Origin of the sequence: Bradyrhizobium sp. (genome assembly GCF_035652035.1) — a bacterium.
Classification (GTDB): Bacteria; Pseudomonadota; Alphaproteobacteria; order Rhizobiales; family Xanthobacteraceae; genus Bradyrhizobium.
In genome coordinates, this window is record NZ_DASREO010000003.1 from 1 (window position 1) to 25,554 (window position 25,554).

The following is a 25,554-nucleotide window of genomic DNA, read 5'->3' on the forward strand; positions in this document are numbered from 1 at the left end:
CGTGGCCACCCCGTTGATGGGGTGGTGCTGATGGGCGGCTGCGACAAGACCACCCCGGGGTTGTTGCTCGGCGCCACCAGCGCCGGTTACCCGGCGATCTACCTCCCCGCGGGTCCGATGCTGCGCGGTAACTGGAAAGGCAAGGTGCTGGGCTCCGGCTCGGACGCCTGGAAATACTGGGACGAGCGCCGCGCCGGAAAGATTCCCGACAAGGACTGGGTCGATGTCGAGGCCGGCATCGCGCGCAGCTACGGCACCTGCATGACCATGGGCACGGCCTCCACCATGACCGCGATCGCCGAATCGATCGGCATGACCTTGCCGGGCGCGTCCTCGATTCCCGCCGCCGATGCCGGCCACATCCGCATGGCGAGCGAATGCGGCCGCCGCATTGTCGAGATGGTGTGGGAGGATCTGACGCCGAAGCAGATCCAGACGCGCAAAGCGTTCGAGAACGCAATCACGGTCGCGATGGCGATGGGCTGCTCGACCAATGCGATCATCCATCTGATCGCGCAAGCGCGCCGTGCCGGGCAGGACATCACCCTCGACGATTTCGAGACGGCGAGCCGCAAGGTGCCGGTCATCGCCAATGTGCGGCCCTCCGGCGACACCTATCTGATGGAGGATTTTTTCTACGCCGGCGGCCTGCCCGGCCTGATGAGCCGGATCAGGCAGCATCTGCATCTCGATTGCCTCACGGTCACGGGCCGGACGCTCGGTGACAACATCGCGCGCGCCGAGGTCTATAATGACGACGTGATCCGCACGGTGGAGAATCCGATCTACAGGGAAGGCGCGCTTGCGGTGCTCAAGGGCAATCTCGCGCCCGACGGCTGTGTCATAAAGCCTTCCGCGTGCGATCCGCGCTTCCTCAGGCACACCGGGCCGGCGCTGGTGTTCGACGATTACCCGTCCATGAAAAAGGCGATCGACGATCCCGCGCTCGAGGTCAGCGCCGATCATGTGCTGATCCTGCGCAATGCCGGGCCGCAAGGCGGACCCGGCATGCCGGAATGGGGCATGCTGCCGATCCCGACCAAACTGGTGAAGCAGGGCGTGCGCGACATGGTGCGGCTGTCGGATGCGCGCATGAGCGGCACCAGCTATGGCGCCTGCATTCTCCACGTCTCGCCGGAATCCTATATCGGCGGGCCCTTGGCGCTGGTGAAGACCGGCGACAAGATCACGCTCGACGTCGCCGCGCGCACCATCAATCTCGATGTATCCGAGACCGAATTGAACAAGCGCCGCGCCGAATGGAAGCAACCGGAGACGCGGTTCGAGCGCGGCTATGGCTGGATGTTCACGAAGCACATCAAGCAGGCCAACGAAGGCTGCGACTTCGACTTTCTTGAAACCGCGTTCGGCAAGCCGGTCGGCGAGCCTTCGATTTTCTAAGGTAGCACCATGTCCAAACTCTCCGACGCCACTCGCAACAAGCTGAAGACCGTCTCCACCGCGACGGTGGCGACCGCGCTGTTCAAGCGTGGCTTTCGCATCCAGATGATTCAGGATGTGCATCCGTTAGGCAGCGATCAGCCGGTGCTGGTCGGCGAAGCCTTCACGCTGCGCTACATGCCGGCGCGCGAGGATCTCAACAAGATCGAGGTGTTTCGTGATCGCAGCCACCCGCAGCGCAAGGCGGTGGAAGACTGTCCGCCGGGCGCGGTGCTGGTGATGGACAGCCGGAAAGATGCGCGCGCGGCGTCGGCCGGCGCCATTCTCGTGACGCGGCTGATGAAGCGTGGCGTTGCCGGCGTCATCACCGACGGCGGCTTCCGCGATTCGGCTGAAATCGCCAAACTCGGCTTTCCCGCTTACCACCATCGTCCCAGCGCGCCGACGAACCTCACGCTGCATCAGGCGATCGAGATCAACGTGCCGATCGGCTGCGGCGATGCGCCGGTGTTTCCCGGCGACGTCATCCTTGGCGACAGTGACGGCGTGATCGTGATCCCCGCGCATCTTGCGGATGAAATTGCGAACGAGGCGGTCGAGATGACCGCGTTCGAGGATTTCGTCACCGAACAGGTGCAGAAGGGCAAATCGATCCTCGGGCTTTATCCCGCGACCGACGAGCAGACGTCAGCCGATTTCGCCGCATGGCGGAAGGAGAAGGGAAGGTAGCTCGCTTCTCTCCGTTCCCCGGACGCAGCGCAGCGTGAAACGATGCGCTGCAGATCCGGGGGGCCATGATGCCGTGGATCCCGGATCAGCGTCGCTTCACTTCGTGATGCGCTGCGTCCGGGAAACGAGACCGATTACACGTCCGCCTCCGCCTTCCCCACCGCCCACAGCGCAAAGGCATAGGCAATCGCGACTTCGTCGAGCCGGTTGAAGCGCCCCGATGCGCCGCCGTGACCGGCGCCCATGTTGGTGCGCAGGAGAACAGGACCGCCGCCGGTCATGGTTGCGCGCAGCCGCGCGATCCACTTCGCCGGCTCCCAGTATGTGACGCGCGGATCGGTGAGCCCGCCCATCGCCAGGATCGCCGGGTAGCTCTTCGCCGCGACGTTGTCGTAGGGCGAATAGGACAGGATGGTCTTGAAATCGGTCGCGCTCTCGGTCGGGTTGCCCCATTCCGGCCATTCCGGCGGCGTCAGCGGCAGCGAGTGATCGAGCATGGTGTTGAGCACGTCGACAAAGGGCACCTCGGCGACGATGCCCGCGAACAACTCGCCGGCGCGGTTGGCGACCGCGCCCATCAGCATGCCGCCGGCGGAACCGCCATGGCCGACGATGCGCTTGGCTGACGTGTACTTCTCCGCAATCAGCGCGTGGGCGCTGGCGGCGAAATCATCGAACGTGTTCGTCTTCCTGGCGCGCTTGCCGTCGAGGTACCAGCCCCAGCCCTTGTCGGCGCCGCCGCGGATATGCGCGATCGCGTAGACAAAGCCGCGATCGACCAGTGACAGCCGGTTGGCCGAAAACGACGCCGGCATTGCCATGCCGTAGGAGCCGTAGCCATAGAGCAACAACGGCGCCGAGCCGTCGCGCTTCAGATCGCGGCGATGCAGGATCGAGACCGGTACTTCGGCGCCATCATGCGACTTCGCCATGATGCGGGTCGTCACATAGTCGGCCGGGTTGTGACCCGAGGGAATCTCCTGGCGCTTGCGCAAGGTCCGCGTCCGCTTCGCCATGTCGTAGTCGTAGACTTCCGACGGCGTCGTCATCGAAGAATAGGAGAAACGCAGGTTTGTCGTCTCGAACTCGTAGGAGCCCATGGTGTCGAGCGAGTAGGCGGCCTCGTCAAAGGCAATCGCGTGTTCGCCGCCGCTGTCGAGATCGCGGATGACAATCGCGGGCAGCGCATTGGCGCGTTCCAGCCGCACCATGTGGCCCGCGAACAACTCGACGTCGAGCACATAGATGCCTTCGCGATAGGGGATCAGGTCGCGCCAGTTGGTGCGCTCGGGCGCATTGAGCGGCGCGGTCATGATCTTGAAGTCGATGGCGCCGTCGGCATTGGTGAGAATGAACAGTTGATCGCCGCGGTCGTTGACCGAGTATTGCACGCCTTGCTGGCGCGCGGCGACCAGCCGCGGTGTTGCCTTCGGGTCTGAAAGATCGACCAGCCGCTGTTCCGAGGTTTCGTGGTCGCCGCCGGCAATCACGCAGTACCGGCTGCTCGCGCTTTCGTGGATGTTGGTGAACCAGCCGGCGTCTTTCTCTTCATAGACCAGAAGATCGTCGGATTGGCTGGTGCCGAGCCGATGACGCCAGACCTGCATGGGACGGTGATTATCGTCGAGCTTCACGTAGAAGAACGCGCTTGAGTCCGCGCTCCATACCACCGAGCCCTCGCTTTCTTCGACGACGTCGTCCAGATCCTTCTTGCTCGTCCAGTCGCGAACCCGGATCGAAAAATATTCGGAACCCTTGGTGTCGGCGCTCCAGGCCTGAAGCCGATGATCGGGCGAATGCCGCGCGCCACCGAACTTGAAATAGTCGTGGGCGGCCGCGAGCTCGTCGCCATCGAGAATGATCTCGGCCTCGCCGCCGTCGCGCGGGGTGCGGCCAAACAGCTCATGCTGTCCGCCCTCGCGGAACTTGCGCATGTAGGCATAGGGGCCATCGGGCGAGGGGACGCTGGAATCGTCCTCCTTGATGCGCCCGCGCATCTCCTTCACGAGCTGTTTCTGCAAGGAGGTCGTGTGGCCAAGCAGGCTCTCGGTGTAGGCGTTCTCCGCTTCGAGATATTTGCGGATATCGGGGTCCAGAATGGACGGATCACGCAGCACCTCCTGCCATTTCTCATCCTTTAGCCACGCATAATCGTCGACGACCGTGACACCGTGGGTGGTGAAGGAATGCGGGCGGCGCGGCGCAATCGGCGGCGTCAGGGAGCTCTTTTGGTCCATTCGGGTTCTCACTTCAGGTGCTGCACAGGTCACGGATCATATCGGGTTAGCTCAGGTGGATTGCCAGATGCGTCGGTTGCGTCGACTATTGTGGGGTCGTCATTCCGGGATGCGCCGACGCGACAAAATAGCGAGCTATTTTGCGCGGAAGGCGCAGGCCCGGAATCCATTAGGCCGCGCAAACCGCTGTCAAATGGATTCTCAGGTGCGCAATTGCGCACCATAGTTCGCTTGCTTCGCCGCGCCCCGGAATGACGGTTTCTGCGCGGCTTGTTGACAGCCGGCTTGTATGGTTAGGCTTGCGTTCTGATGCTTTTTAACTCCTACCCCTTCATTTTCGTCTTTTTGCCGGCCGTCCTGCTCGGCTATTTTGCGGCCAATCGTCTCGGTCCAACGGCGCCGGTGATATGGCTCGCGCTTGCCTCGCTGGTTTTCTATTCCTTCAGCAACTGGCCGTTCGTGGCGCTATTGCTGGCGTCGATCGCGTTCAACTATGTCATTGGCTGGCTCTTGATCTCGCGTAACTTGCGCGAGGGTCGGCGGTTTGCCGTGCTTGTGGCGGGCGTCGCGGGTGACCTTTTGACGCTCGGCGTCTTCAAATATGCGGGCTTCGTGCTTTCGAATATCGACACGCTGTTTTCGACCTCCTTCGCGGTCAACATCCTGCTGCCAGTCGGCATCTCATTTTACACCTTTACCCAGATCGCCTTCCTGGTCGATGCCTACCGGGGCAAGGTCGCTCATTATGCGCTGCCGCATTACGCACTGTTCGTGACGTATTTCCCGCATCTGATCGCAGGCCCGATCCTGCATCACCGCGACATGATTCCGCAGTTTGAATCGAACGATTCAAAAAGGCCGAATCCGCGGCTGATCCTCTATGGCCTGATCATTTTCGGAATCGGCTTGTTCAAAAAGACAGGACTCGCTGACGGCATTCAGCCGCTCGTCGCGCTCGCCTTCCATCAGGCATCGCCGTCGTTCGATCAGGCCTGGATCGGCGCGCTCGCCTATACCTTTCAGCTCTACTTCGACTTCTCCGGTTATTCCGATATGGCGATCGGAATCTCGTTGATGTTTGGCATTTTTCTCCCCTTGAATTTCAACTCGCCCTACAAGGCGACAAGCATCATCGACTTCTGGCGCCGCTGGCACATGACGCTGTCGCAATTCCTGCGCGACTATCTCTACATCCCGCTCGGCGGCAACCGGCACGGCTCGCTTCTTCGCTACACCAACCTGATGATCACGATGCTGCTCGGCGGTCTCTGGCACGGCGCTGCGTGGACGTTCGTGATCTGGGGCGCGCTGCATGGCCTGTACCTCTGCATCAATCACGCCTGGATCAATTATGGCCCGCCGATCCCGGCGCGCTTGCAGCGCCCCGCCGGCGTCGCCGCATTTCTCCTGACATTCCTCGCGGTGGTCGTCGCCTGGGTGTTCTTCCGCGCCGATAGCCTCGCCTCGGCGCTGTCGCTGTTGTCGCGGATGGCCGATCCCGGCCAGATCGTGTTCGGCCGAACCGAGATGGTCCAAGGCCTGTTGATAGCGGTTTATGCCGCGATCGCCTGGTTCGCACCGAATACGCAGGAGATCACAGGTTACGACCACAAGAACAGGTTGGTCGGCGAAAATATCGGTCCATGGCAAGTGCGGCCGCTTCTGCTTTACGGCGGCGCGGCGGCGTTCGCGTTCGGCGTGCTCGGGATCCAGCAACACAGCGAATTCATCTATTTCCGGTTCTGATGAACAGTCCGCTCAAAGACCTCCTTCGCTTTTTCGTGGCCAGCGTGCTGATCATGCTGGCGGCGGCGGCGCTCAATTTTACGGTCGATCCTTTGCAGATTTTCCGCGCCTCGCGGCAGTTTACGGCCGTCTATTCGCCGGACAGCCGCTTGCAGAATGCCGGCCTGATCAGGAGCCAGACGTTCGACACGCTTTTCATGGGAACGTCGCTTGCGATCCATTTTCGCCAGAGCGACATCGACCGCATCCTCGGCGTCAAATCGCTCAAGCTGTCGATGACGGGTTCAAGCTCACGCGAACAGGTTTTCGTGCTCGACGCAGCCATGGCCCGTAAGCCCAGGCGCGTGATCTGGGAAGTCGACGACTGGGTGTTTCACGATACGCCTGACATCGATGCCAATACGTATCTGCCGGCCGACCTTTATCGAGGAGGCCCGAAGGGCATTGCCTCTTATCTCTTCAGTGGCGAGATGGCGCGAGTGTCGGTGTGGATTGCAGCGCAATCGATCCCGGCCTTCAAGCCGATCCTCAAGTCGCTGACGAGCGAAACGCTGCTCAAGTTCCCGATTTCCGATGTCGACGACATCAATACGCTGCAGGCAGGCGAAGATGTCGGCGCACGTTACAACGCCGCACGGGCGATGGCCGCCTACCGCTACATCACCGATCCCGCTCGCAGAAAATATCTGCTCGACGACACCGACTACGACATGAAGGTCCGCGTGTTCGAGCGCGACGCGATCGGGCTGATCAAATCCCATCCCGATGTGACCTTCGATATCTATTTGCCGCCTTATTCGATTCTGCAATGGCTGGCCTTGCGCGAGACCTCGCCGGAGACGCTGACCAGCGTTGATGAATTCTCAGCCTATCTCTGCCGGCGCTTGATGGATTTTCCAAACGTTCGGCTGTTCGATTTTCGCGCGATCAAGGAAGTCACCCACGATCTCAACAACTATTCCGACGTGATCCATCACTCGCCCGACATCGACCTGAAGGTTCTGCAGTGGCTCGCGCAAGGAAAATATCGCGTCGATCGCGCCAGGCCGACCGAATACCTCGACCAGCTCAAGGCGCAGGTTGAGGCGTATCGGCTGGTGAGCGAGGGTCAGGACGCATTGACCGATGATTTCGGCCAAGGAGGAGCCTCGCGATGACCATCACCATTACCGCCTTTGAACGGTCACCCGATGGCGGCAGGGGACTGGCGCGTGATACGCGCGTTCGCTGGGCGCTTGAGGAAGTCGGCCAACCCTACGTGGTTCGCCCTGTCTCGTTTCGTGCGATGAAGGAGCCCGCGCATCTGGCTCGTCATCCGTTCGGCCAGATTCCGACTTATGAGGAAGGCGATCTCGTGCTGTTCGAGACAGGGGCGATCATCTTCCATATCGCGGAGCGTCATGCGGGCCTTCTGCCGGATGACGCCAATGCCCGGGCGCGCGCGATTACCTGGATGTTCGCCGCGGTCAACACCATGGAGCCGCCGATCCTTGAACTTGCAACCGCCAAGCTCCTGGAAAGCGACAGGCCCTGGCACGATCAGCGCTTGCCCCTGGTCGAAGATCGCGTTCGCAACCGGCTTAAGCAACTTTCCATCCGGCTGGGCGACGCCGACTGGCTCGATGGCGCTTTCAGTGCGGGCGATCTGATGATGGCGTCGGTGCTGCTCAGGCTGAAATCATCGGGGATGCTCGGCGAATACCCCAACCTCGCGGCCTATCTCGCTCGCAGTGAAACGCGGCCTGCCTCCGTCAGGGCTTTCGCGGCTCAATTGGCCGACAACACCCGCAAGCCGCTACCTTAAGTCCGCAGCCGCGCGCCGGCATTGCCGCCGAACATCGGAATCCGGTTGACGGCGAGTACCACCGCGAAGGTGATGAGCAGCATCGCGATGCCGAGCACGGAGATCGCGCCGAGGTCGCCACTTTCGTTGAGATCGAAGATCAAAACGCTGATCACCTTGGTTTGCGAAGTGAACAAAACGATCGCGGCCGATAGTTCACGCATCACGCCGATGAAGATAAAGCACCAGGTTGCGATGACGCCGGTGCGCAGCAGCGGCGCGGTGATCTGGCGCAGCGCCTGCAGCCGGCTCGCGCCGAGAATGCGGCTTGCTTCCTCGAGCTCGGGATGGACGGTGGCGAATGCCGCCTGCAATTGCTGGTAGGCGGACGGCAGGTTGATGGTCAGAAACGCGATCAAGAGGATCCAGAGCGTGCCGTAGAGCACGAACGGCGGGCGCGTGTAGCTCAGGAAGAGGCCGACGCCGAGCACGATGCCGGGCACCGCAACCGGCGCGGTGGCGAGAAATCCCAGCACGCGATGGCTTGCGATCACCTTTCGCGTCGTGACATATGCGATCACGAGCGCGAGCAGCGTGCCGATCGTCGCCGTCGCCGTGCCGAGGATCACGGTGTTCTTCAACGCAAGCTGGGTCGACGACAGCTCGGTGAATACAAACACGATGTTGTGCAGCGTGAAGGTCGAGGGCGTCACCAGCGTCGTCGCGTTTGGCGAGAACGCTGCGTTGAACAACGCGAAATAGGGCAGGAACACCGGGTTGAGCAGCATCAAAAGACAGAAGGCGAGCGCGGCCCAGCGCCATGTCTTCATCTCGACGCGGCGCGGCGCGCCATACTTGCCGCCGAGCACCGAGAAGCCGCGCCGTCCGAGCAGGAACTTTTGTCCCTGCAACAAGAGAATGGTCAGGACCAGCAGCGGCACCGCGGCAGCCGCCGCGAGTTCGAGCTTGGGCGGATACTGGAACAGGCTCCAGATCTTGGTGGTCATGGTGTGGAAGCCGGCCGGCAGCGCCAGAATCGCAGGCGAGCCGAACAGCGTCATGGCCTGCAAAAATGCGATCAGTGCGCCCGCGACAATGGCAGGCAACGCCAGCGGGATCGTAATGCGCCGCGCCGTGGTCCAGGCACGGCCGCCGAGGATGGCGGAGGCGTCTTCCAGTTCGCCCGGCATATTGTCGAGCGCATTCGCGACCAGCACGAACACAAACGGGAAAGTGTAGCAGGAGATGACGAAGATAATGCCCGGCAGCGAATAGATGTCGAACAGATGCTCGTCGCTTTCCGCGCCGGTCACAAAGCGAAACAGCTGATTGAGCAAGCCGCTATTCGGCGCGGCGAGCAACTCCCAGGCAACGGCGCCGAGGAACGGCGGTGTCACGAACGACGCGGTGACGAGCGCGCGAATGAATTGCCGGCCCGGCATGTCGGTGCGTGACACCAGCCATCCCATCGGCGCTGCGATCAGACAGCAGATGACGGCCGAACTGGTCGCAATGATCGCGGTCGTGACCAGCGGATCGAGGAAATCGGGATCGGTGAACAGCGTGACGAAGTTCTGCAACGTCACGTGATGCGCCTTGTCGGTGACGCTGTAGATCAAGAGCCACGACATCGGCAACACGATCAAAACGATCATGACGGCCGCGAACAGCCACAGCACCGGCTTGGTCCAATCGATCCTGGCTCTGGGGGTGGAGATGTCGCTCGCGATGGTCATCCTGTCCGTCACTCTATTCTTCCTCATCCTGAGGAGCGGCGAAGCCGCGTCTCGAAGGATGGCCGCACATAATGGCCTCATGGTTCGAGACGGCGTGAATGCGCCTCCTCACCGTGAGGGGATATCTACACCCTAAACAGCCGCGCATAGCGCATCTTGATTTCATCCGTCATCTTCTCGACACCGGCCGCATCTTCCTTCATCAATTTGATATCCGAAATCTTGCGGCGGCCAGCCTTCGGCGTCACCTGCGTATGCGCGGAATATTGCGCGGTATAGTCCGTGAAGAATTGCTGGGTCTGCCGCGTGTGCAGCCAGGCCTGGAACAGTCGCGCAGCATTCGGATGCGGCGCTGAGGCAAAGATCGCCGTGGCGCCTGAAATGGTCGGCGTGCCCTCGGCTGGATAGATCGGCTCGACCGGCTGGCCGGCCTCCTTCAGCAGCACGACATTATAGTCGTTGCCATCCGCCATGATGGCGCGTTCGCCGAGCGCAAGCTTCTTCGGCGGATCGGTCGATGACTGCACCTGCATCACGCGTTGCTTCGCGAGTCTTTCCAGATAGTCCCAGCCGAGCTCGCGAACGATCTGGAATGTCGCCGTCATGATGGTGCCGCTATAGGCCGGGTGTCCCTTCACCATCTTGCCGGCCCACCTGATATCAAGCAGGTCGGCGAAGCTCGTGGGCGCCTCGGAAGCTTTGACCAGGTTGCTGTTGCAGGCAATCGACGAGAGCCAGATGCGCGAAGTCGCCGACATGCCATCGCCGTCGCGATATTGATCCGGAAAATATTTCGCGACGTCGTCGGGGACGAAAGGCGCGAGCCAGCCGTTGCGCTTCCATGAGATCACATGGGAGGCATCGGCCGTGGTGATCACGTCGGCGGCGTGGATGCTGGAAGAGAATTCCTGCGCGATCCGCTGGAACAGCCGCTCCGAGCCGGAGCGCTCGATCTGCACCTCGACGCCGGGAAATTGCGCCTGAAAGGCATTGCCGAGTTTTTCGCCGACCGGCAGATCCATCGCGGAATAGAGCACGACCTTGCCTTCGCGCTTGGCCGCCTCGATCAGTTGCGGCGTGATGGCGACGGGTTCGGGGGCCGCCGCTCTTACAGGCGCGGCAAAAAGCGAGAAACCGAGCGCAGCCGATCCCTTGATCGCATCGCGCCTCGACAGGTTTCGTCGCGCCATTCTCGTCCTCGTCTATCGGCTCAGCGCGCGGCAGCGCTCGGGCGGCAAGGTCAGCCACACCTGCGTGCCGGGAGAAAAAGCTGACTGCGGCGAGGTGACTGCGCGCAAGCTCGTGCCGTCGGACGTCTCAAGCACATAGTCGCGGTTGGCGCCAAGAAACACCTGCCGCGTCACGGTCGCCTTCAATGTGTTCTCGCTCGAGCTAGGGGCGCTGGTCGACAGCTCGATGTCATGCTGGCGGATGGCGACGGCCGCGTCCTGATCGGCTGTGAGCTTTGCGCCCACCACGCGCAAGGTCGCGCCGGAAAACGCGATGTGGTTCTCGTCGCGTGCGACACCCTTGATCACATTGCTGGAGCCGATGAAGCGCGCGACGAATTCCGATTGCGGCCGGTCGTAGATGTCTTCCGGCGTGCCGAGCTGATCGATCTTGCCGCCGTTCATCACCGCAATGAGATCGGCCGTCGTCATCGCCTCGGACTGGTCATGGGTGACGTAAACGGTCGTGTAGCGGTATTCATCGTGCAGGCGGCGAATTTCGAAGCGCATCTCCTCGCGCAAATTGGCATCGAGGTTCGAAAGCGGTTCGTCGAGCAGCAAGGTTTCCGGCTCGACAACGAGCGCGCGTGCCAGCGCAACGCGTTGCTGCTGGCCGCCGGACAATTCACCGGGATAGCGCTCGGCCAGGATTTCGAGCTTGGTGGTTTGCAGGATCAGCTTCAGCTTCCTGGCGATGGTGTCGCGATCCAGCTTCCGCAAGCGCAGGCCATAAGTGATGTTTTCGGCGACCGTCATGTGCGGCCACAGCGCGTAGCTCTGGAAGATCATCGACATCTTGCGTTGTTCAGGCGGCAAGGTGCGCGCGGCCGACGACACCAGACGGTCGCCGACGCGGATTTCGCCGGATGTCGGTTCCAGAAATCCCGCGATCAGCCGCAGCGTCGTCGTCTTGCCGCAGCCGGACGGGCCAAGAAGGCAGACCAGTTGCCCGTGATCGATCTTGAGCGCGACGTTATCAACGACCGTCACCGGACCAAACCGCTTGGTGAGGTCGCGCAATTCAACCGAAGCCAACCGCTTCACTCCCCGTTCGCTGGTTCGCGCGTTCCGCCACGACCGGAACAGGCGCCGCTTATTTATCGACAGATAAGCTTATGCACGAATGCGGGGCGGCCGGAAAGCCTTCAACAGGTCAGATTTGCGTCAGGCCGGAACGTTGTCGCCGAGATAGCCGATCGCCGCCTCGACGCCGCCTTTGCCGTGAGGAATGCCGAGCGCCTGAAGTCCGACCTCGATCACGCCGAGGGTGCCAAGAATCATCGGCGCGTTGACATGGCCCATATGGGCGATGCGGAACGCCTGGCCGGCCAATTCGCCGATCCCGGTGCCCAGCACCACGCCGCATTTCTCCTTGCAGTAGCGCTGAAGATCGGCCGCGCGATAGCCGTCGCCCACCAGCACCGTTGTGACGGTGTTCGAGCGCTCGGCTGCCTCTGCGATGTTGAAGTTGACGACCTGTCCCTCGGACCACGCCGACACGGCGCGCCGCACGGCTTCGGCAAGCAATCGATGACGCAGGAAGGCATTTTCAAGGCCTTCCGCGTTGATCATGTCGATGGCTTTGCGGAGCGCGAACAACAGATGAATCGGGGCGGTGCCGCCATAGACCCGGTAATTCTCCGCCATGTCGCGCTCGGTCCAGTCCCAATAGGGCGTGCGCATGTTCGCCTTCTTGTGCGCCTGCTGCGCGCGGTCGTTGACGGCGCAAAACCCCAGACCGGGCGGCGTCATCAGGCCCTTCTGCGAACCGGACATCGCGACATCGATGCCCCAGGCGTCCATCTCGAACGGCATGCAGCCGAGTGAGGCGACGGTATCGACCAGATACAGCGCGGGGTGGCCGCTCGCCTTGATCGCCTTGCCGATGGCTTCGATGTCGTTGACTGCGCCGGAGGCGGTGTCGATCTGGACGGCCAGGATCGCCTTGATCTTGTGCTCCTTGTCCTGCCGCAGGCGCGCTTCGACCTCGGCGACGCGAATGGCGCGGCGCCAGTCGCCCTTGAGCACTTCGACTTCGGCGCCCATGGCTTCCGCGGCGTTGCCCCAGTTGATCGCAAATCGTCCGCTCTCCAGCACCAGAATCTTGTCGCCGCGCGACAGCACGTTAGAGAGCACCGCCTCCCAGGCGCCATGGCCGTTGGCGATGTAGATGTAGGATTTGCCTTTGGTGGCGAACAGGCTGGAGAGGTCGCGCAGCAGACCCTGGGTCAGATCCACCATCTCCTCGGAATAGATGTCGAGTGCCGGACGATGCATCGCCTGCAGCACCTCGTCCGGCATGGTGGTGGGTCCGGGGATCGCCAGGAATTCCCGGCCCGCGGCAACGGCCATTTTCGTGATTCCTCTGTTCGATTTCAGGACCAAGGGATGCCGGGGAATGGCCGGAAATTCAAGCAGGGAGCGGGTAATATTAGAGCGAGGCTGTCATGCACCAACCCTTATTTCGCCAGCGCATTGGCGACCGCATGCCAGATCTGGTCCTTCAGTTCGGTCGCAGGCGGGCTCGGAATGATGTCCGCAGGCGTTGTTCTCTTTTGGCACGCCACGACCAGCCGCAAGATCCACACCTCGCCGTCGGTGAAATAGGAATCGCCGCCGCCGTTGCGCCCGGTGAGCGTCACGCCGACACCGGTCACCTGATATCTGGCATCCACCATCTCCGCAATCTCGAGATCGGAGGCGAGCAAGCTTCGCTCGGCATCGATGTCGGCTGCGATGTGGTGGGTGATAGCGCCGGTGTAGTGGCTGACGCCGACGCCGCGATCGAAGGTGGCGGCGCCAAGCCAGACCGGGCGCTTCTCCTCGCCCTCGTCCAGCACCTTCCAGAACCGCACATGATGGCGGCGATCGGCGCTCTTGCCGTCCGGCTTCTCGAAGGCGAGATCCTCGCGCCTGCCGAGATAGTATAGCGGGCTGACCGGCGCATGAGGATAGGGGCGGTCGAGCAGCACGCTGCCGGCGATCTCGACGGCTGTCCGCGCCGTCACCGGATCGGCCGGATACCAGCCGGCGGCCCGCATGGCGCAGAGCACGTCGCGCTGGTCGCCGATCAATCCGACATTGATGGGATCGCCGGGAATGTCTTGCGCGGTGCGCGTCACCATCGGCAAATCGGCAAGACCGCGCTGATGCTCGTAATGACGCCACAACGCCGGCAGCGCCAGATAGGCCAGCACGGTGTAGGCCAAGACGACCGTCAGCGCGCCGAGCAGGCTGTTCTCGAGCCGCGCATGCGGATGATCGGACGGGATGATGACAAAGAAAACCGCCACGGCGTTTCCGTTCCGAACAGTAAATCAGAAATCACGCTTCATCCGCGCTAACCCCTCATCCTGAGGAGCGCGCTTGCGCGCGTCTCGAAGGATGTAGGCCACGCTGGTGGCCTCATGGTTCTCCTGGCGACGCCAAGCGCCGTCCAGTGACGGCGCATTTTACTTTGGCACCGTTCGCGACGACCTCGCAAGCGCTCGATCTGCTCGGGTGCTGCGCCTCCTCACCATGAGGACCTTAATGCAGTAAGACTATCGCCTCGTCTCGCGGCAGCCGGCGGCCTCGGCCTCCTCGACCGAACAGAACCAGCGCGTGCCTTTGGCGATCTTCATCTCGATCCGGGCGTACCAGCGGCTGGTCGGCTTGTGATAGATGCACTCGCCGGCATGATTGACGTTGCCCTTGATGGTGCATTCGGGTGACGGCGCGACTGGCCCTGAGGCCGACGCCAGCAGGATGGCATGCGCGCTTTCCGGCGGCTTGGTGGCGCCGAGGATGGGCGTCTTCTTGTTGCGGACCCGCCAATCCCAGGGCGCGATGAACGCGCCCTGCCACATGCCGGCCTTGGCCTCGCGCGCCGCTTTCTCGTCCTCGTCATAGTCGTGAGAGAACCGCGCGTAAGACAGCGCCCAGCCGCTCCGCACCATCCATTTCTGGATGTCCTCGCCGTCGACGTCGCATCGCGCCACGATCCGGCCGCGACGGTCGGCGGCTGTGCCTGGATGACAGGTCCACGTCTTGTTCTCTGTGTGCTTGATCAGTTCGTCGCGCGCCGCGACGCCGCAGGTCCAGCGCTCGCCTTTGTTGTTGAGGCAAAGCTGGTCGACCGAGGGCGCATCGATGCCGCCAAGACGAACTCGATTGGCTCCGATCACGACGGTATCGCCCTCGCGGACCTTCGCCGCGCCGCTGATGTCGGCGGCCTGCGCGAACGCGGGCAGCAAAAGCGCAATCATCGCGAACAGGAATTTCAGACGCATGTGAAAAGGCCCGTTCAAAAATAGGAAATTATGACTGCGGCCGATTGTGATGCGGATCTGGCTGGAACGCCAGTGGGTTCTCGCGTGCACGGGTTCCCGGCGCTAGCTGCTCTTGTGGGTAAGCGCTTTGTGCGCGAGTGACAGGCCCATCAGCACAAAGGCCGACGTGACTTCCGGGCCGCCGACGAGAATGCGGGTCGGGGTCTTCATCTTGTTCCACTCATAGGCCTTGAACGGTCCGTGCCGGCCGCCTTCACCGAGATGACTGACAATGCAAGCGAGCGCCGGCGCGAAGGCCGAGGTCTCTGCTTTCAGGTGCCCGAGTGCGATCAGCGCCAGCGCGGCGTCGAACGGGTTCATCTCGTTTGCGATCAGATCGTCCTGCACATAAGCGAGCACGCGCGTTCGAATAAAATCGAACGCGCCGTCGGGATCGATCGCCTGCCGCGCATCTGATGGCAGCGCCATGAAGGCCGCGTAGCAACGGCCGAAATAGGCGCAGTAAAGCTCCGGCAGATAGTAGATGTGCGAGCGCGGCTCGGCGAACGCGCCGCTTGCGGCAAGATTGCGCTGGAACCTGACGATGCCGTGCAGGAGCTCGAGGCGGGCCGGCGTCGATGCGATCTTCCAGCGCGCAAAATTGCGAAAGCTGACTTCGAGGACGTCGAGATTGAGCGTGGGATCGAGATCGTTGCCGTAGGGGCGATCGCCGTTGATGTTGTCGATCCAGGTAACGATGGCGCCGTCATAGTCGATGTGATCGTTGATCGCGACCGTGACCTTGGGCGCGTTGGCGCCGGCCTTGACCTGATATCCGCTGTAAAAGTCCGGAAGCGGCTGGTCCAGCATCGGATCGTTCGACCCGGCTTGCAGCGCCGCTGAGAATGAGCACGCCGTGGTGTCGCAATCCGGCACGTAGAGGCCGAAGCCGAGCGTCTGCTTGATCCCGGCGAAGAAGCGCGAAAAGCGCGGATGCGGCGCGGGCGCAATCGCGGTGACGACATCGAAGGCGCGCCCGTCGACCCCGCGGACCTGTTCGCGGCTTGGTCCGAGGCAGTACTCGGCCATGTCAGAGATCGCACGCCGTGCCGAAGCATTCTCCTCCGCGGAGGCAAGCCCGCTCTCGACGAAGCTCAAGAGCGCCTCGATGTAAAACGCATCGTAATAGGCCGAGCGATGACGGATCTGCATCGGCTGCCACATCGGCTCGGCGATGCCTTTCCAGGGTGGATTGATCAGATCGCGCGCGGGGGAGCGCGCGATGAAGACGCGCGCGAGATTGAACAGCAGCGTCGAGTTCTTGTAGCCGCGCGCATCGAGCCCCGTGAGCGCCGCCATGAATTCGCGGCCGCGCATGTCGGGATCGCCGATCAGGTTGAAGGCCGCGTAGCCCGGAATGAAGCCGTTCTTTTGGTACGAGCGCAGCAGATGCGCGCCGCAGGCGCGGATGACGCGCGCGATGTCGGCAAGGCTTGGCGGCGCGGCATCCGCTACGGCGAGGGGTTTTGGCCGGGGGTGGTGCAGTTCGACCGTATCGAGCAGGCGAGCGACCGGCGCCCCGATCGCGGCCCAGTCCGGCGTCTCGTCGTCGCGGGCCCGGATCAAGGCTTGGCGCAACGCGTCGAGCCGGGAGGGGTCGTTCAGCTCGGTGAGCCCGCTCCGGCGGAGCAGCGGCCGCAAGGCCGGATTGCCAAGCGCGGTGCGGTAGAATTTGGCGAGATGCGCCTCGCCGCTTGCGCCATTCCCCGCGCCATTGGCGAGCAGGGGATCGCAGATATCGTAGAGCGAGGGGCCGTCCTTTTTCGCCGTCAGCGCGCGGCAGGCGGCCGCGGCCATCTCATGAAACGCCATCACATTTTCTTTCCACGCGGAACCGCGCGTGTTCTGGGGCCCCGGCGAAAACGGGTCATTTCGCGCCGTTCCTCCTCCAATTTCCTAGTTCCCCCGAGCATTGGCACGAAAGATGCAGCAATTTCAAGGAAATGCGCGCCGCATAAAGTGGCGCAAAAAAGAGGTTTTTTGTGTGACAAGCGTCACGGAACTGGAGCGAGGGGTTCCCGTTAAGGGACAAATAAGGTTGCGGCCAGGTTACCTAACGGGTTAAGGGTTTGTTTGTTGCGGTGCCGCAAATTGATCATATTTGGACATCAAACGCGGCCCATTCCGAGAAACCAAAAGAGCATCTGGCGCGACCAAATTGCGCGCGACCGGGCCTAATCCCAAAAAGTGGAATCCGGTTTTTCGAAAGCTCAATCAAAAGATCGAGTGTGATTGCGGAGTGAGACGCCTGATGAATGTTTTTGGCCAGTTTTTCCGACCCGGCAGGTCCCGCCGTTCGCTCGCCATTGCGGCGGCGCTGATCGGTACGGTGTCGCTGGCCATCGGGGCCCATGCCGCGCTGAACAAGCGCACGGCGGATGCCGCCAAGGCGGTCGCCGCCGAGCAGGCCGATAGTGCCGCCAAGGTACCGTCCCGGATCGCGCTCGTCATCGGCAACGGTCATTATCCCGACGCCAACACCCCGCTCGCCCAACCGATCAACGATGCCCGCGCCCTCACCGCGGCGCTCCGTCATGAGGGTTTTGACGTCGATGCCATCGAAGACGCCACCCATGACGACATGACCCGCGCCGTCGCCCGGCTGAAGTCGAAGGTTCGCGCCGATTCGGTGGTGATGCTGTTCTTCGGCGGCTACGGCATCCAGGTCGGCCGCGAGAGTTTCATGATCCCGGTCGATGCCACGATCTGGAAGGAAGCCGACGTCCGCCGCTCAGGCGTCAGCGTCGAGTCCGTGCTCGATGCGGCCAAGGATTTTGGCGCCTCCGCCAAGATCGTCGTGCTCGACGCCTCGCGCCGCAATCCTTACGAGCGCCGCTTCCGCACCTTCTCGCATGGCCTCGCCCCGATCACCCTGCCTGACAATGCGCTGCTGCTCACCTCGGCCTCGCCCGGCGCGGTCGCTGATGATTCCACCGGCGCGAATTCGGTGCTGGTGACGGAACTGCTCAGCCATATCGAAACGAAGAACCCCGATCAGGCGCGGGCTGCGGAAGCCATGTTCAATCAGACCCGCATTGCGATCTCGCGCGCCTCCGACGGCGCCCAGGTGCCGTCGGTCTCTTCGACGCTGCTCGAAGAGGTCAGCCTCAATGCGGGGCAGGACGCCAACGCGTCTCACAAGACGCGGTAATTACTGATGCTGTCGTCCCGGCGAACGCCGGGACCCCGGCGCGAGCGCACTTGCGCTCGTCGCCTATGCTGCGGCTTCCCGGTTGAATCGCCGACCCATCCTTCGTCATTCCGGGGCGCACCGCTAGGTGCGAACTATGGTGCGCACTTGCGCACCTGAGAATCTCGAGATTCCGGATCGCCGCTTCGCGTCGTCCGGAATGACGAGGTTCCTCCTACTTCCCTTCCGCAGCCGCCTCGGTCACCGGTCGCACCGGATCGCCTTCGCGCAGCAGCGCCCCGGCGCGGGCCACCACGATGTCGCCCTCGGCGAGGCCTTCGCGGATTTCGATCTGCCCGCCGGACATCAGGCCCGTTTCCACGCGCTTGGTCTCGATCCGCGCCCGCCGCACCACCTGCACCACCGTGCCGGCGGTGCCATAGAGCACGGCCGTCAGCGGCACCGAAACGCCGCAGCTTTTTCCTGTCGTGATCATCGCGCGGCCACTTGAATTGACGAACAGCTTGCGATTGGTGGTGATGCCGATGAACACCTGGCCAAGCTGGGTGTTGGGCTCGACGGTCGCGGCGACGCGGCGCACCTTGCCGTCGACCTCGCCGCCGCCGACGATCTTGACGCGCGCCGGCTGGTTGACGGCGACCTTGGACAGGTTCTCGGTCGGCACCATCGCGACCAGGTCGAATTCGTTGCGCGCGATGATGGAGAACAGCGTCTCGCCGCGCGGCGAGGCCAGCGCGCCGATGGTCGCGGTCGAGCTCAGCACCAGGCCCGCGACCGGGGCCGTGACCATGAGGGTGCCACCTTCGGGCATGGCGAGCCGCGCCAGGTTTTGCCCCGCGGTGACGGTGTCGCCGGGCTCCGCCATGATTTCCGTGACCCTTAGGCCGGGCCGGTCGGGGCGCACCGCCGTCTCTTCGCGCGGGATCAGGACGCCGAACGCCTCGACCACATTGGGAAAGCAGTATTTCGTCGCCTTCAGCACCGTGACCGTCGCGCCTTGCGGGGCGTCCTTCGCGGCCGGATTGTCCGCGGCGAGGGTGGGGGAGGCTGCGGCGATAGCGAAGTAAAGGAGGGCGGTAGAGAGGAGGAAGCGGGTTCGTGAGGCGGCGCTACTCATCGGCGGTCCCGTAAGTTTCAGAGACCACGGATAGCAGAGGGGGCGGGGGAGGCCAAGCCAACTTTGAAATGTAGGTATAAGATATCGCGGCGTTGGAAGGACTCGGATAGATAGTAAAGGCTTCAACGCATTTTGTGGGCATGGTTGACGAAGAGAAGATTGGCAGACCTTGGAATGATGATGAGCTAGATGCCATCGTTGCCGACTACTTTTCTATGCTAAGGGCAGAACTCTCTCAGCAACCGTATGTCAAATCTCACCACAGCGCCGTTCTGATGAAACAGATCGGGCGGACGCATCGATCGGTTGAGTTCAAACATCAGAATATATCGGCTGTCTTGGAAGAGATGGGACTGCCGTGGATCATCGGCTACAAGCCGAAGAGAAATTATCAGGCGTCGATTTTTGACGCGATCGACCGATATGTTTTTTCGAATGACGAGAGTGCTTATGAACAACTTCCCCCAAAAGTACTCGCGGTTTCTGATGACGTTGGTACGTTTGTGGACGCGCCGGGATTGCAGCCACCGTCCGATAGGCCTTGGCAACTTGAGCGGCTTGTTAGGAAGTTCGATGCTGCAGAGCGTGATCTGCGCAACCGGTCGTTAGGACGAGCGGGCGAAGAATTTGTATTGGCGGTAGAAAAGAAGCGACTTGAGAAATTCCAGCGGCCGGATCTTTTGAAAAGGGTGAGATGGGTCTCGGCGGAGGACGGCGACGGTGCGGGGTACGATATCCTATCCTTCGAACCAGACGGTCGAGAGCGACTTATAGAAGTCAAAACGACGAATGGAGCAGCGAGAACGCCTTTCTTTCTCTCTGAAAATGAACGTCAAAGGGCTGCCGCGTCTGCGGAATCATGGCGCTTGTACCGAGTGCACTCGTTCGTTCAGAAGCCGCGTATCTTTCAAGTAGTTCCTCCGCTGGATAAAGTGCTCCACCTGCGTCCCGATACTTGGCGCGCCTCATTTTCTTAAACAAGAGTAGTCGGTATTACTTCAATCGACGAAGGGCGATTTTTTGGAGTAATCTAAGATAGTTTCATCTGGGTAGTTCGTCGGCTGATAGCGGGTCGCCTTGTGCATCTTAGCGAACGTGTTCACGTCTTGGCGTGAGTAGGCAATCTCGTAAAACACTTTTCCAGCTGCATTCGTAAACGAATATTCGCGCGGTTTGGCCCACTCGCTTTGCATGTAACTGTCCAATGGTCGTTGCGTAATCCGTGTGGTCGACAACTTTCTTCGAAAGACTCGTGCTGCTTCGCGCTCCTGTCCACCCCCTCCGCGAAAAATATTTCGCTCACCCCGACGGGCAAATCATCTTTAGAAGCTCGCCCCGTCCCGGCCCACATGAGGGGCGTTTCGCGATCGTCACGTTACGTTGGGTCGGGATGCGGTGGACGCTTTGGCGGCGCAAGACGGGCGCAGCCTTTGCGGACGGCGAAGTCGTGTGGTCCTGGCATCTCGACGCTGATGTCAACTCGGTGACGATGCTCGCGCATCGCGACCTGAGGATGGTGACAAGAAAGCCCGATCACCAGGGAGAGCACGAAGGAAACCGTTAAAACCATTCGCGTGCGGGAATGCCGGGTGATCTCGGCGGACCTGTGGTGACTAACTCGCGTGTTTTTGTTTTCCACGCGAGGCTGCGGGTGCGATGAGCACCCGGCATTCCCCACGCCTTCTTTGTGATTGAGGGCGGAGATTCTGCGCATACTCCGGGCGTGGTTTGCGCCGCGGGAATGCGGGCGTGTGCGTGAGTGGCTGTTTGAAAATTGAATCAGTGAAGCCGGTCTTGCTAACCCGGTCATTCCGGGATGGTCCGAAGGACCAGACCCGGAATCTCGAGATTCTCAGGTGCGCAATTGCGCACCTTAGTTCGATGCTTCGCATCGCCCCGGAATGACGGACAATTTCTACTGCTTCGCCTGTCTCGCAGTCGGCTCGGCAGGCGCTTCCGCCTCCGCAACCTCCGCCTCATCCCGCCAGCGCAGGATCTCCGCTGCAAGAACCGGATGATTGAAACCCTTGAGCTGCAGGTCGTCGATCGGTCGTCCCTCGACGAACGGCTCGACGATGCCGAAGACGCGGCGGCTCACCACGATCTGGCCCGCCTTGGCCTCGTCGCACAGCCGCGAGGCGAGGTTGGTGACGCTGCCGATCGCGCTGTATTCCAGCCGGTGCTCGAAGCCGACCATGCCGATCGTCGCGTAGCCGTGCGCGATGCCGACGCCAAATCCGAGGTTGTGTCCGCGGTTGCGCCAGCGCACCGTCAGCGCGCCGATGGCATCGCGCATCTCCACCGCCATCTGCACCGCGCGCCTGGTGTGGTCGGCAAACTGGATCGGCGCATTGAACAGCACCATGACGCCGTCGCCGGCGTAGTGATCGAGCGTGCCTTCATATTTGAAGGTCAGTTCGCCGAGTGCGTCGTGATACTCACGCAGCACGTTCATGGCTTCTTCGGGCTCGGTCGCTTCCGTGAACGCGGTAAAGCCGCGCAGGTCGCAGAACACGACAGTCACTTCGCGGCGATGGCTGTCGAGCAGCGAATTGTTGCCATCGGAAGAGGCGATCAGTTGCGCCACCTGCGGCGCAAGGAAACGTTCGAGCTTGCGGATGCGCTCGATCTCGGCGAGCTGTGTCTGCACGCGATCCTCCAGCGACTTGTTCCAGTCCTTCAGCTGCTCGGTCTGCGCCTCGAGTTTTGCGGCCTGCTGTTGCACCGTGGAATGCGCGGCCGACAGTTCGTTCATCGATTGCGCGAGATCGCGGGTGCGCTCCTGCACTTTGGTCTCGAGACCGGCATAGGTCTCCTGCAACCGGCCGGCCATGTTGTTGAACTGGCCCGCGAGTTCTTCCAGCTCGTCGCCGGTCTTCACCTCGATGCGATGATCGAAATCGCCCTCGCCGAGCCGCCGCGCGCCACGCCGCAGCGCCGTGATCGGAATCAGCATGCGGCGCGCCAGCACCGTGCCCGCGAGGCTGGCGACAATGAGACCCAGCGCAATCAAGAGCGCGCCGCGCGCCAGCTGGTCGCGGATCGGCGCCAGCGCCTGCGCGGTCGGCTGTTCGAAGAAGACGCGCCAGCCGAGCCTGGGCAGCGCCCGCGACGTCGACAGCACGGAATTTCCCTCGACATCCGCGCCCGTGTCGGAGGTGATCCCCTCCGTTTTCAAGGCGGCTTCGACCTGCGGCAGGTTGATCAGCGATTTGCCGATCTCGGGTCCGCGGCTGGAGCGCGCCAGCACCTCGCCATGGGTGTCGACCACATAGGCCGTACTCGATCGTCCGATCTGGCCTTCGCCGAGAAAATCGGACAGGAAACGCAGGTCGATATCGGCGACGGTGATGTCGGCGTTGAAGCCGGAATGCGACACCGAGATCGACATGACGGGACTGGAATCGCGGAACGTCGCCGGCGCGTAGGCGACGCTGTTGCCGCGTGTCTCGGTAAAGCGGACGTCGCGGGAGAAGTCGGCGCCGGAGCCGATCGCGATCGACGTGCGCGACAGCCGCAGTTTTTCGCGGCCATAGCCGTCAAGCAAAGTCAGTTGATGGATCGCCGGCACCTGGTTGAGCAGCTGGGCGTAGTCGGCGCGGTGATCCTCGAGCTTCACGACGCTCGCCCGCGTCACCCAGCTGATCTGCCGTTCCAGTTCGGCGATCGATTGCTCGATCCGGCCCGCGGTCGCTTCCGCCCGCTCGCCCATCACATCGATGTGCGCGGCGCGGGTCGCGCGGTAGTTGATCCAGGCTTCGGTCGCGCCGTTGACAGCGAGCACGAACACGACGAGGCCGACCAGCGCCGCAACGTATTTGGCGAACAGGCCTCCCGAGAGCCAGCTCTTGCCCTTTGCCCCGATCATCCAGACCCTCGTGCCCGCCTCACCCAAGAGATCACCCAAGAGAGGAGGGCTGGTTTCAGCCGCCCTTCTCTAGCACGTTTCGAGGGCAGGCCGAGCCAGCGCCGGGCGGCATGGTTAGCCGCCACGCCGGGCCAAGGCACAGGAATGCGCTTGGTTAATCGCCTAGCGGCCGAGGAACTGCTTCAGCATGTTGTTGATCGGGCCACCGCTTTGGTCCGGCTGGGCAGGACCGCTTTGGTTAGACCCGTTCGGCGACGGGGAGGTTTGGTTGTTCCGGCCATTGTTTCCGCCTTGGCCGACGCCCAGACCCTGCAACAGGTTGCCGATGGTCGCGCCAAGCGAATCGGCCTGGCCATTGCCGCCAGCCTGACCGCCGCTGCCCGGCTCGCCCGGCGCGAACAGGCCCGCGCCGATCTGCTTGAGCTTGGCATAGGCCGCATCCGGATTGTCGAGGATGCCGGCGACGTCAGGATAGATGCGAGGGCTCGCCCACGGCCCGTCGATGACGACGGGAATGCCGAACCCAACCGGGTCGTTCGCGCGCCCCTGGCCTTCGGTGGTCATCACCAGTTTCGGTTCGACCCGCAAGGCCAGTGTCTGTGCGCCGAGATCGACGGTGCCTGCGCCCGTCATCTTGACCAGAGGTCCAACCAGATTGAGATCGGCCGTCTTCGCCTGTCCCTTGTCGATCTGGAACGAAGCGGAAAGCTGGGTCAGATCGGTCGATTGTTCCTGGCTCTCCTGCCAGCCGGACAACGTGCTCGATGTCAGCGAGCGGATCATCTGCGCGACGTTGAGGCCGCGGATCGCGCCGTCCTGAAAAGTCGCAACGACGTTGCCGGAGAGATTCGACATGATCGCTTGCTGGCTTTGGCCGTTGGAGCGCACGTCGATCTTCGCTTGCAGCTTGCCGTCAAGCTTGTCGAAGCCGGCGGCGCTGCTCAGGAGCGGCAGCGCGCGTACGCCGGCAAGCTCGCTGTGAAGCGCGTAGACCGGCGTATCGAGCGAAACGTCGATGTTGACGGTGCCGTTGGCTTCGCCGCCATACGCGCCGACTTTCGTGAAAGAGCCTTTAAGCTGGCCGCTTGCGAGCGATGCGTCGAGTGCCACGGGGGCAAAATGGCTACTTCCGAGATTGAGCTCGGTGGCCGAGAGGCGGACCTGCGCATCGACATAGTTGAGCCCGGCGAGATCGATGGGATCACGGCTCCAGGCCGCGGCGGTCGTGCTTTGCGGGTTTGCCTGTGGGGCCGCGGTCGCGACATCGAGCCGGCGGAAGTCGAGATCGAGTTTGACCAGCGGCTTGGTGGCGAAATCGACCGAGGCCCAGCCGTCAAAGGCGCCGTCGCCGATCGCACCGGAGAGACCGTTGAGCATCACGAGGCTGCCGTTCAGCCGGATATCGGCCTTGCTCGTGAGTTTCGCCTGCAACAGGCTGGGCGCATCGAGCGAGATTTCCGCGGGAATGGTCTGCCGTTGCTGCGATGGGTCGGGCATCGCGGCCTTGACGTTGAAGGTCAGCGGATGGCCGCCGGCGCGCGCGCTGCCATCAAGGCTGACGTGACGGTCAGCGCCGATGGTCGCGTGGGCGTTGATGGCTTCGAGGTGATTTTCCACGTGGTCGTGGGTGTTGAAAAACGTGACAGTGCCGTCGGTGACGGTGATGCGGTTGATGGAGGGCAGGCTAGAAGCGGGCGTTGCATCAGGCGCGGCGGAATTTGCCTTGGCCACGGGCCGCCGCTCACGCCGCAGTGGGAGGCTGACCGTTGGTCGGTTGACTACAAGCTCGGTGATCTCAGGCTTGCCGGACCAAAGGCTCGAAAGCCGCATGTCGGCCTGGACGCTGCCGGCGGAAAAGTGTTGGCCGGGGTCGCGGTCGTTCGGTGCCTCCAGCGTCACGTCGCTCATTGTGACGTTGAACGACGGCCACAGTCCGATGCTGGTCGAACCTTTGACCACCAGGTGATAGCCGGTTTCGCGCTCGACCCGCTTCTCAATGGCCGAAGTCAGGAAGCCCACGGGCATCCCGATCACGAGAAGCGCCGCCGCTACAATGATCAACGCTGCGATAACCCCGCCAGTGATTTTCAAGGCTTTCATGTCGGTCTTCCAGATCGGCGGATCGCCCTCAGCCGGTTTGGCTTCGTCCCGGTCGTTTCCGCAAAGCCTATCCCGGAAAGGGAAAGACGCCCAAAGCCAGCAAAAGTAACCATCGGGTGCTGCAAAGATATGTGACTTATGACACAG

18 protein-coding genes are annotated in these 25,554 nt (G+C 62.3%); 7 read left to right on the forward strand and 11 right to left on the reverse strand.

Going from position 1 to position 25,554, the window contains the following annotated elements; translation table 11 throughout:
* Positions 1–1,401: dihydroxy-acid dehydratase (locus VFB05_RS00865; protein WP_325007757.1), on the forward strand; the 1,401-nt coding region annotated here is incomplete at its 5' end.
* 9 nt (positions 1,402–1,410) lie between these two features.
* Entirely contained in the window at positions 1,411–2,130 is a 720-nt protein-coding gene (locus VFB05_RS00870) for a ribonuclease activity regulator RraA (RefSeq protein ID WP_325007759.1), read from the forward strand.
* Between the two features lie 134 nt (positions 2,131–2,264).
* Here VFB05_RS00870 and VFB05_RS00875 read toward each other — a convergent pair whose 3' ends face one another.
* The gene (locus VFB05_RS00875; protein ID WP_325007760.1) at positions 2,265–4,367 is read right to left on the reverse strand and encodes a S9 family peptidase; all 2,103 of its coding nucleotides are present in this window, start codon (positions 4,365–4,367) and stop codon (positions 2,265–2,267) included.
* 309 nt (positions 4,368–4,676) lie between these two features.
* Between VFB05_RS00875 and VFB05_RS00880 the strand changes: the two genes are divergently transcribed.
* The 3 genes from VFB05_RS00880 to VFB05_RS00890 are packed head-to-tail and all read left to right on the forward strand — an operon-like array spanning position 4,677 to position 7,917.
* The gene (locus tag VFB05_RS00880; RefSeq protein WP_325007762.1) at positions 4,677–6,113 is read left to right on the forward strand and encodes an MBOAT family protein; all 1,437 of its coding nucleotides are present in this window, start codon (positions 4,677–4,679) and stop codon (positions 6,111–6,113) included.
* On the forward strand, positions 6,113–7,270 hold the full coding sequence (locus tag VFB05_RS00885; RefSeq protein WP_325007764.1) for a hypothetical protein: 1,158 nt from the start codon (positions 6,113–6,115) through the stop codon (positions 7,268–7,270). Before VFB05_RS00880 ends, VFB05_RS00885 begins: the two co-directional genes overlap by 1 nt.
* Positions 7,267–7,917: a glutathione S-transferase family protein gene (locus tag VFB05_RS00890; RefSeq protein ID WP_325007766.1), complete on the forward strand. Its 651-nt coding sequence runs from the start codon at positions 7,267–7,269 to the stop codon at positions 7,915–7,917. The genes VFB05_RS00885 and VFB05_RS00890 overlap by 4 nt, the downstream gene beginning before the upstream one ends.
* On the opposite strand, the gene VFB05_RS00895 is transcribed toward VFB05_RS00890, so the two are convergent.
* From VFB05_RS00895 to VFB05_RS00925, 7 genes are all read right to left on the reverse strand, one after another.
* Positions 7,914–9,644: an iron ABC transporter permease gene (locus VFB05_RS00895; RefSeq protein ID WP_325007768.1), complete on the reverse strand. Its 1,731-nt coding sequence runs from the start codon at positions 9,642–9,644 to the stop codon at positions 7,914–7,916. The two genes, VFB05_RS00890 and VFB05_RS00895, sit on opposite strands and share 4 nt — an antisense overlap.
* A 113-nt stretch (positions 9,645–9,757) precedes the next feature.
* Positions 9,758–10,822, reverse strand: a complete 1,065-nt coding sequence (locus tag VFB05_RS00900; protein ID WP_325007770.1) for an ABC transporter substrate-binding protein — start codon at positions 10,820–10,822, stop codon at positions 9,758–9,760.
* Between the two features lie 12 nt (positions 10,823–10,834).
* Positions 10,835–11,896 (reverse strand): ABC transporter ATP-binding protein, encoded by a 1,062-nt coding sequence (locus tag VFB05_RS00905; protein ID WP_325007773.1) that lies wholly within the window; start codon positions 11,894–11,896, stop codon positions 10,835–10,837.
* Between the two features lie 129 nt (positions 11,897–12,025).
* Positions 12,026–13,213, reverse strand: a complete 1,188-nt coding sequence (locus VFB05_RS00910) for a pyridoxal-phosphate-dependent aminotransferase family protein (protein ID WP_325007775.1) — start codon at positions 13,211–13,213, stop codon at positions 12,026–12,028.
* 107 nt (positions 13,214–13,320) lie between these two features.
* Positions 13,321–14,094, reverse strand: a complete 774-nt coding sequence (locus tag VFB05_RS00915) for an LssY C-terminal domain-containing protein (protein WP_325007859.1) — start codon at positions 14,092–14,094, stop codon at positions 13,321–13,323.
* Between the two features lie 309 nt (positions 14,095–14,403).
* A complete protein-coding gene (locus VFB05_RS00920; protein WP_325007777.1) occupies positions 14,404–15,132 on the reverse strand; it encodes a thermonuclease family protein in 729 nt (242 codons plus the stop codon).
* A gap of 102 nt (positions 15,133–15,234) precedes the next feature.
* On the reverse strand, positions 15,235–16,983 hold the full coding sequence (locus tag VFB05_RS00925; protein WP_325007779.1) for a hypothetical protein: 1,749 nt from the start codon (positions 16,981–16,983) through the stop codon (positions 15,235–15,237).
* Between the two features lie 439 nt (positions 16,984–17,422).
* Between VFB05_RS00925 and VFB05_RS00930 the strand changes: the two genes are divergently transcribed.
* On the forward strand, positions 17,423–18,322 hold the full coding sequence (locus tag VFB05_RS00930; protein WP_325007781.1) for a caspase family protein: 900 nt from the start codon (positions 17,423–17,425) through the stop codon (positions 18,320–18,322).
* 214 nt (positions 18,323–18,536) lie between these two features.
* On the opposite strand, the gene VFB05_RS00935 is transcribed toward VFB05_RS00930, so the two are convergent.
* The gene (locus tag VFB05_RS00935; RefSeq protein WP_325007783.1) at positions 18,537–19,439 is read right to left on the reverse strand and encodes an efflux RND transporter periplasmic adaptor subunit; all 903 of its coding nucleotides are present in this window, start codon (positions 19,437–19,439) and stop codon (positions 18,537–18,539) included.
* Positions 19,440–19,579: 140 nt separating this feature from the next.
* Between VFB05_RS00935 and VFB05_RS00940 the strand changes: the two genes are divergently transcribed.
* Complete coding sequence (locus VFB05_RS00940) at positions 19,580–20,416, forward strand: DUF3883 domain-containing protein (RefSeq protein ID WP_325007785.1); 837 nt, start codon at positions 19,580–19,582, stop codon at positions 20,414–20,416.
* A gap of 938 nt (positions 20,417–21,354) precedes the next feature.
* Here VFB05_RS00940 and VFB05_RS00945 read toward each other — a convergent pair.
* Positions 21,355–23,307, reverse strand: coding sequence for an adenylate/guanylate cyclase domain-containing protein (locus VFB05_RS00945; protein WP_325007787.1), 1,953 nt, complete (start codon positions 23,305–23,307; stop codon positions 21,355–21,357).
* A gap of 162 nt (positions 23,308–23,469) precedes the next feature.
* Complete coding sequence (locus VFB05_RS00950) at positions 23,470–25,407, reverse strand: AsmA family protein (protein WP_325007789.1); 1,938 nt, start codon at positions 25,405–25,407, stop codon at positions 23,470–23,472.
* Positions 25,408–25,554 lie beyond the last annotated feature (147 nt).

What these genes read in the sequence shown, in the direction of transcription:
- VFB05_RS00870 (WP_325007759.1), top strand. Translation starts at nt 1,411, where the DNA reads ATGTCCAAACTCTCCGACGCCACTCGCAACAAGCTGAAGACCGTCTCC.
- VFB05_RS00940 (WP_325007785.1), top strand. Translation starts at nt 19,580, where the DNA reads ATGGTTGACGAAGAGAAGATTGGCAGACCTTGGAATGATGATGAGCTA.
- VFB05_RS00925 (WP_325007779.1), bottom strand. Translation starts at nt 16,983, where the DNA reads ATGGCGTTTCATGAGATGGCCGCGGCCGCCTGCCGCGCGCTGACGGCG.
- VFB05_RS00900 (WP_325007770.1), bottom strand. Translation starts at nt 10,822, where the DNA reads ATGGCGCGACGAAACCTGTCGAGGCGCGATGCGATCAAGGGATCGGCT.
- VFB05_RS00880 (WP_325007762.1), top strand. Translation starts at nt 4,677, where the DNA reads ATGCTTTTTAACTCCTACCCCTTCATTTTCGTCTTTTTGCCGGCCGTC.
- VFB05_RS00890 (WP_325007766.1), top strand. Translation starts at nt 7,267, where the DNA reads ATGACCATCACCATTACCGCCTTTGAACGGTCACCCGATGGCGGCAGG.
- VFB05_RS00885 (WP_325007764.1), top strand. Translation starts at nt 6,113, where the DNA reads ATGAACAGTCCGCTCAAAGACCTCCTTCGCTTTTTCGTGGCCAGCGTG.
- VFB05_RS00930 (WP_325007781.1), top strand. Translation starts at nt 17,423, where the DNA reads ATGAATGTTTTTGGCCAGTTTTTCCGACCCGGCAGGTCCCGCCGTTCG.
- VFB05_RS00935 (WP_325007783.1), bottom strand. Translation starts at nt 19,439, where the DNA reads ATGAGTAGCGCCGCCTCACGAACCCGCTTCCTCCTCTCTACCGCCCTC.
- VFB05_RS00875 (WP_325007760.1), bottom strand. Translation starts at nt 4,367, where the DNA reads ATGGACCAAAAGAGCTCCCTGACGCCGCCGATTGCGCCGCGCCGCCCG.
- VFB05_RS00950 (WP_325007789.1), bottom strand. Translation starts at nt 25,407, where the DNA reads ATGAAAGCCTTGAAAATCACTGGCGGGGTTATCGCAGCGTTGATCATT.
- VFB05_RS00920 (WP_325007777.1), bottom strand. Translation starts at nt 15,132, where the DNA reads ATGCGTCTGAAATTCCTGTTCGCGATGATTGCGCTTTTGCTGCCCGCG.
- VFB05_RS00910 (WP_325007775.1), bottom strand. Translation starts at nt 13,213, where the DNA reads ATGGCCGTTGCCGCGGGCCGGGAATTCCTGGCGATCCCCGGACCCACC.
- VFB05_RS00945 (WP_325007787.1), bottom strand. Translation starts at nt 23,307, where the DNA reads ATGATCGGGGCAAAGGGCAAGAGCTGGCTCTCGGGAGGCCTGTTCGCC.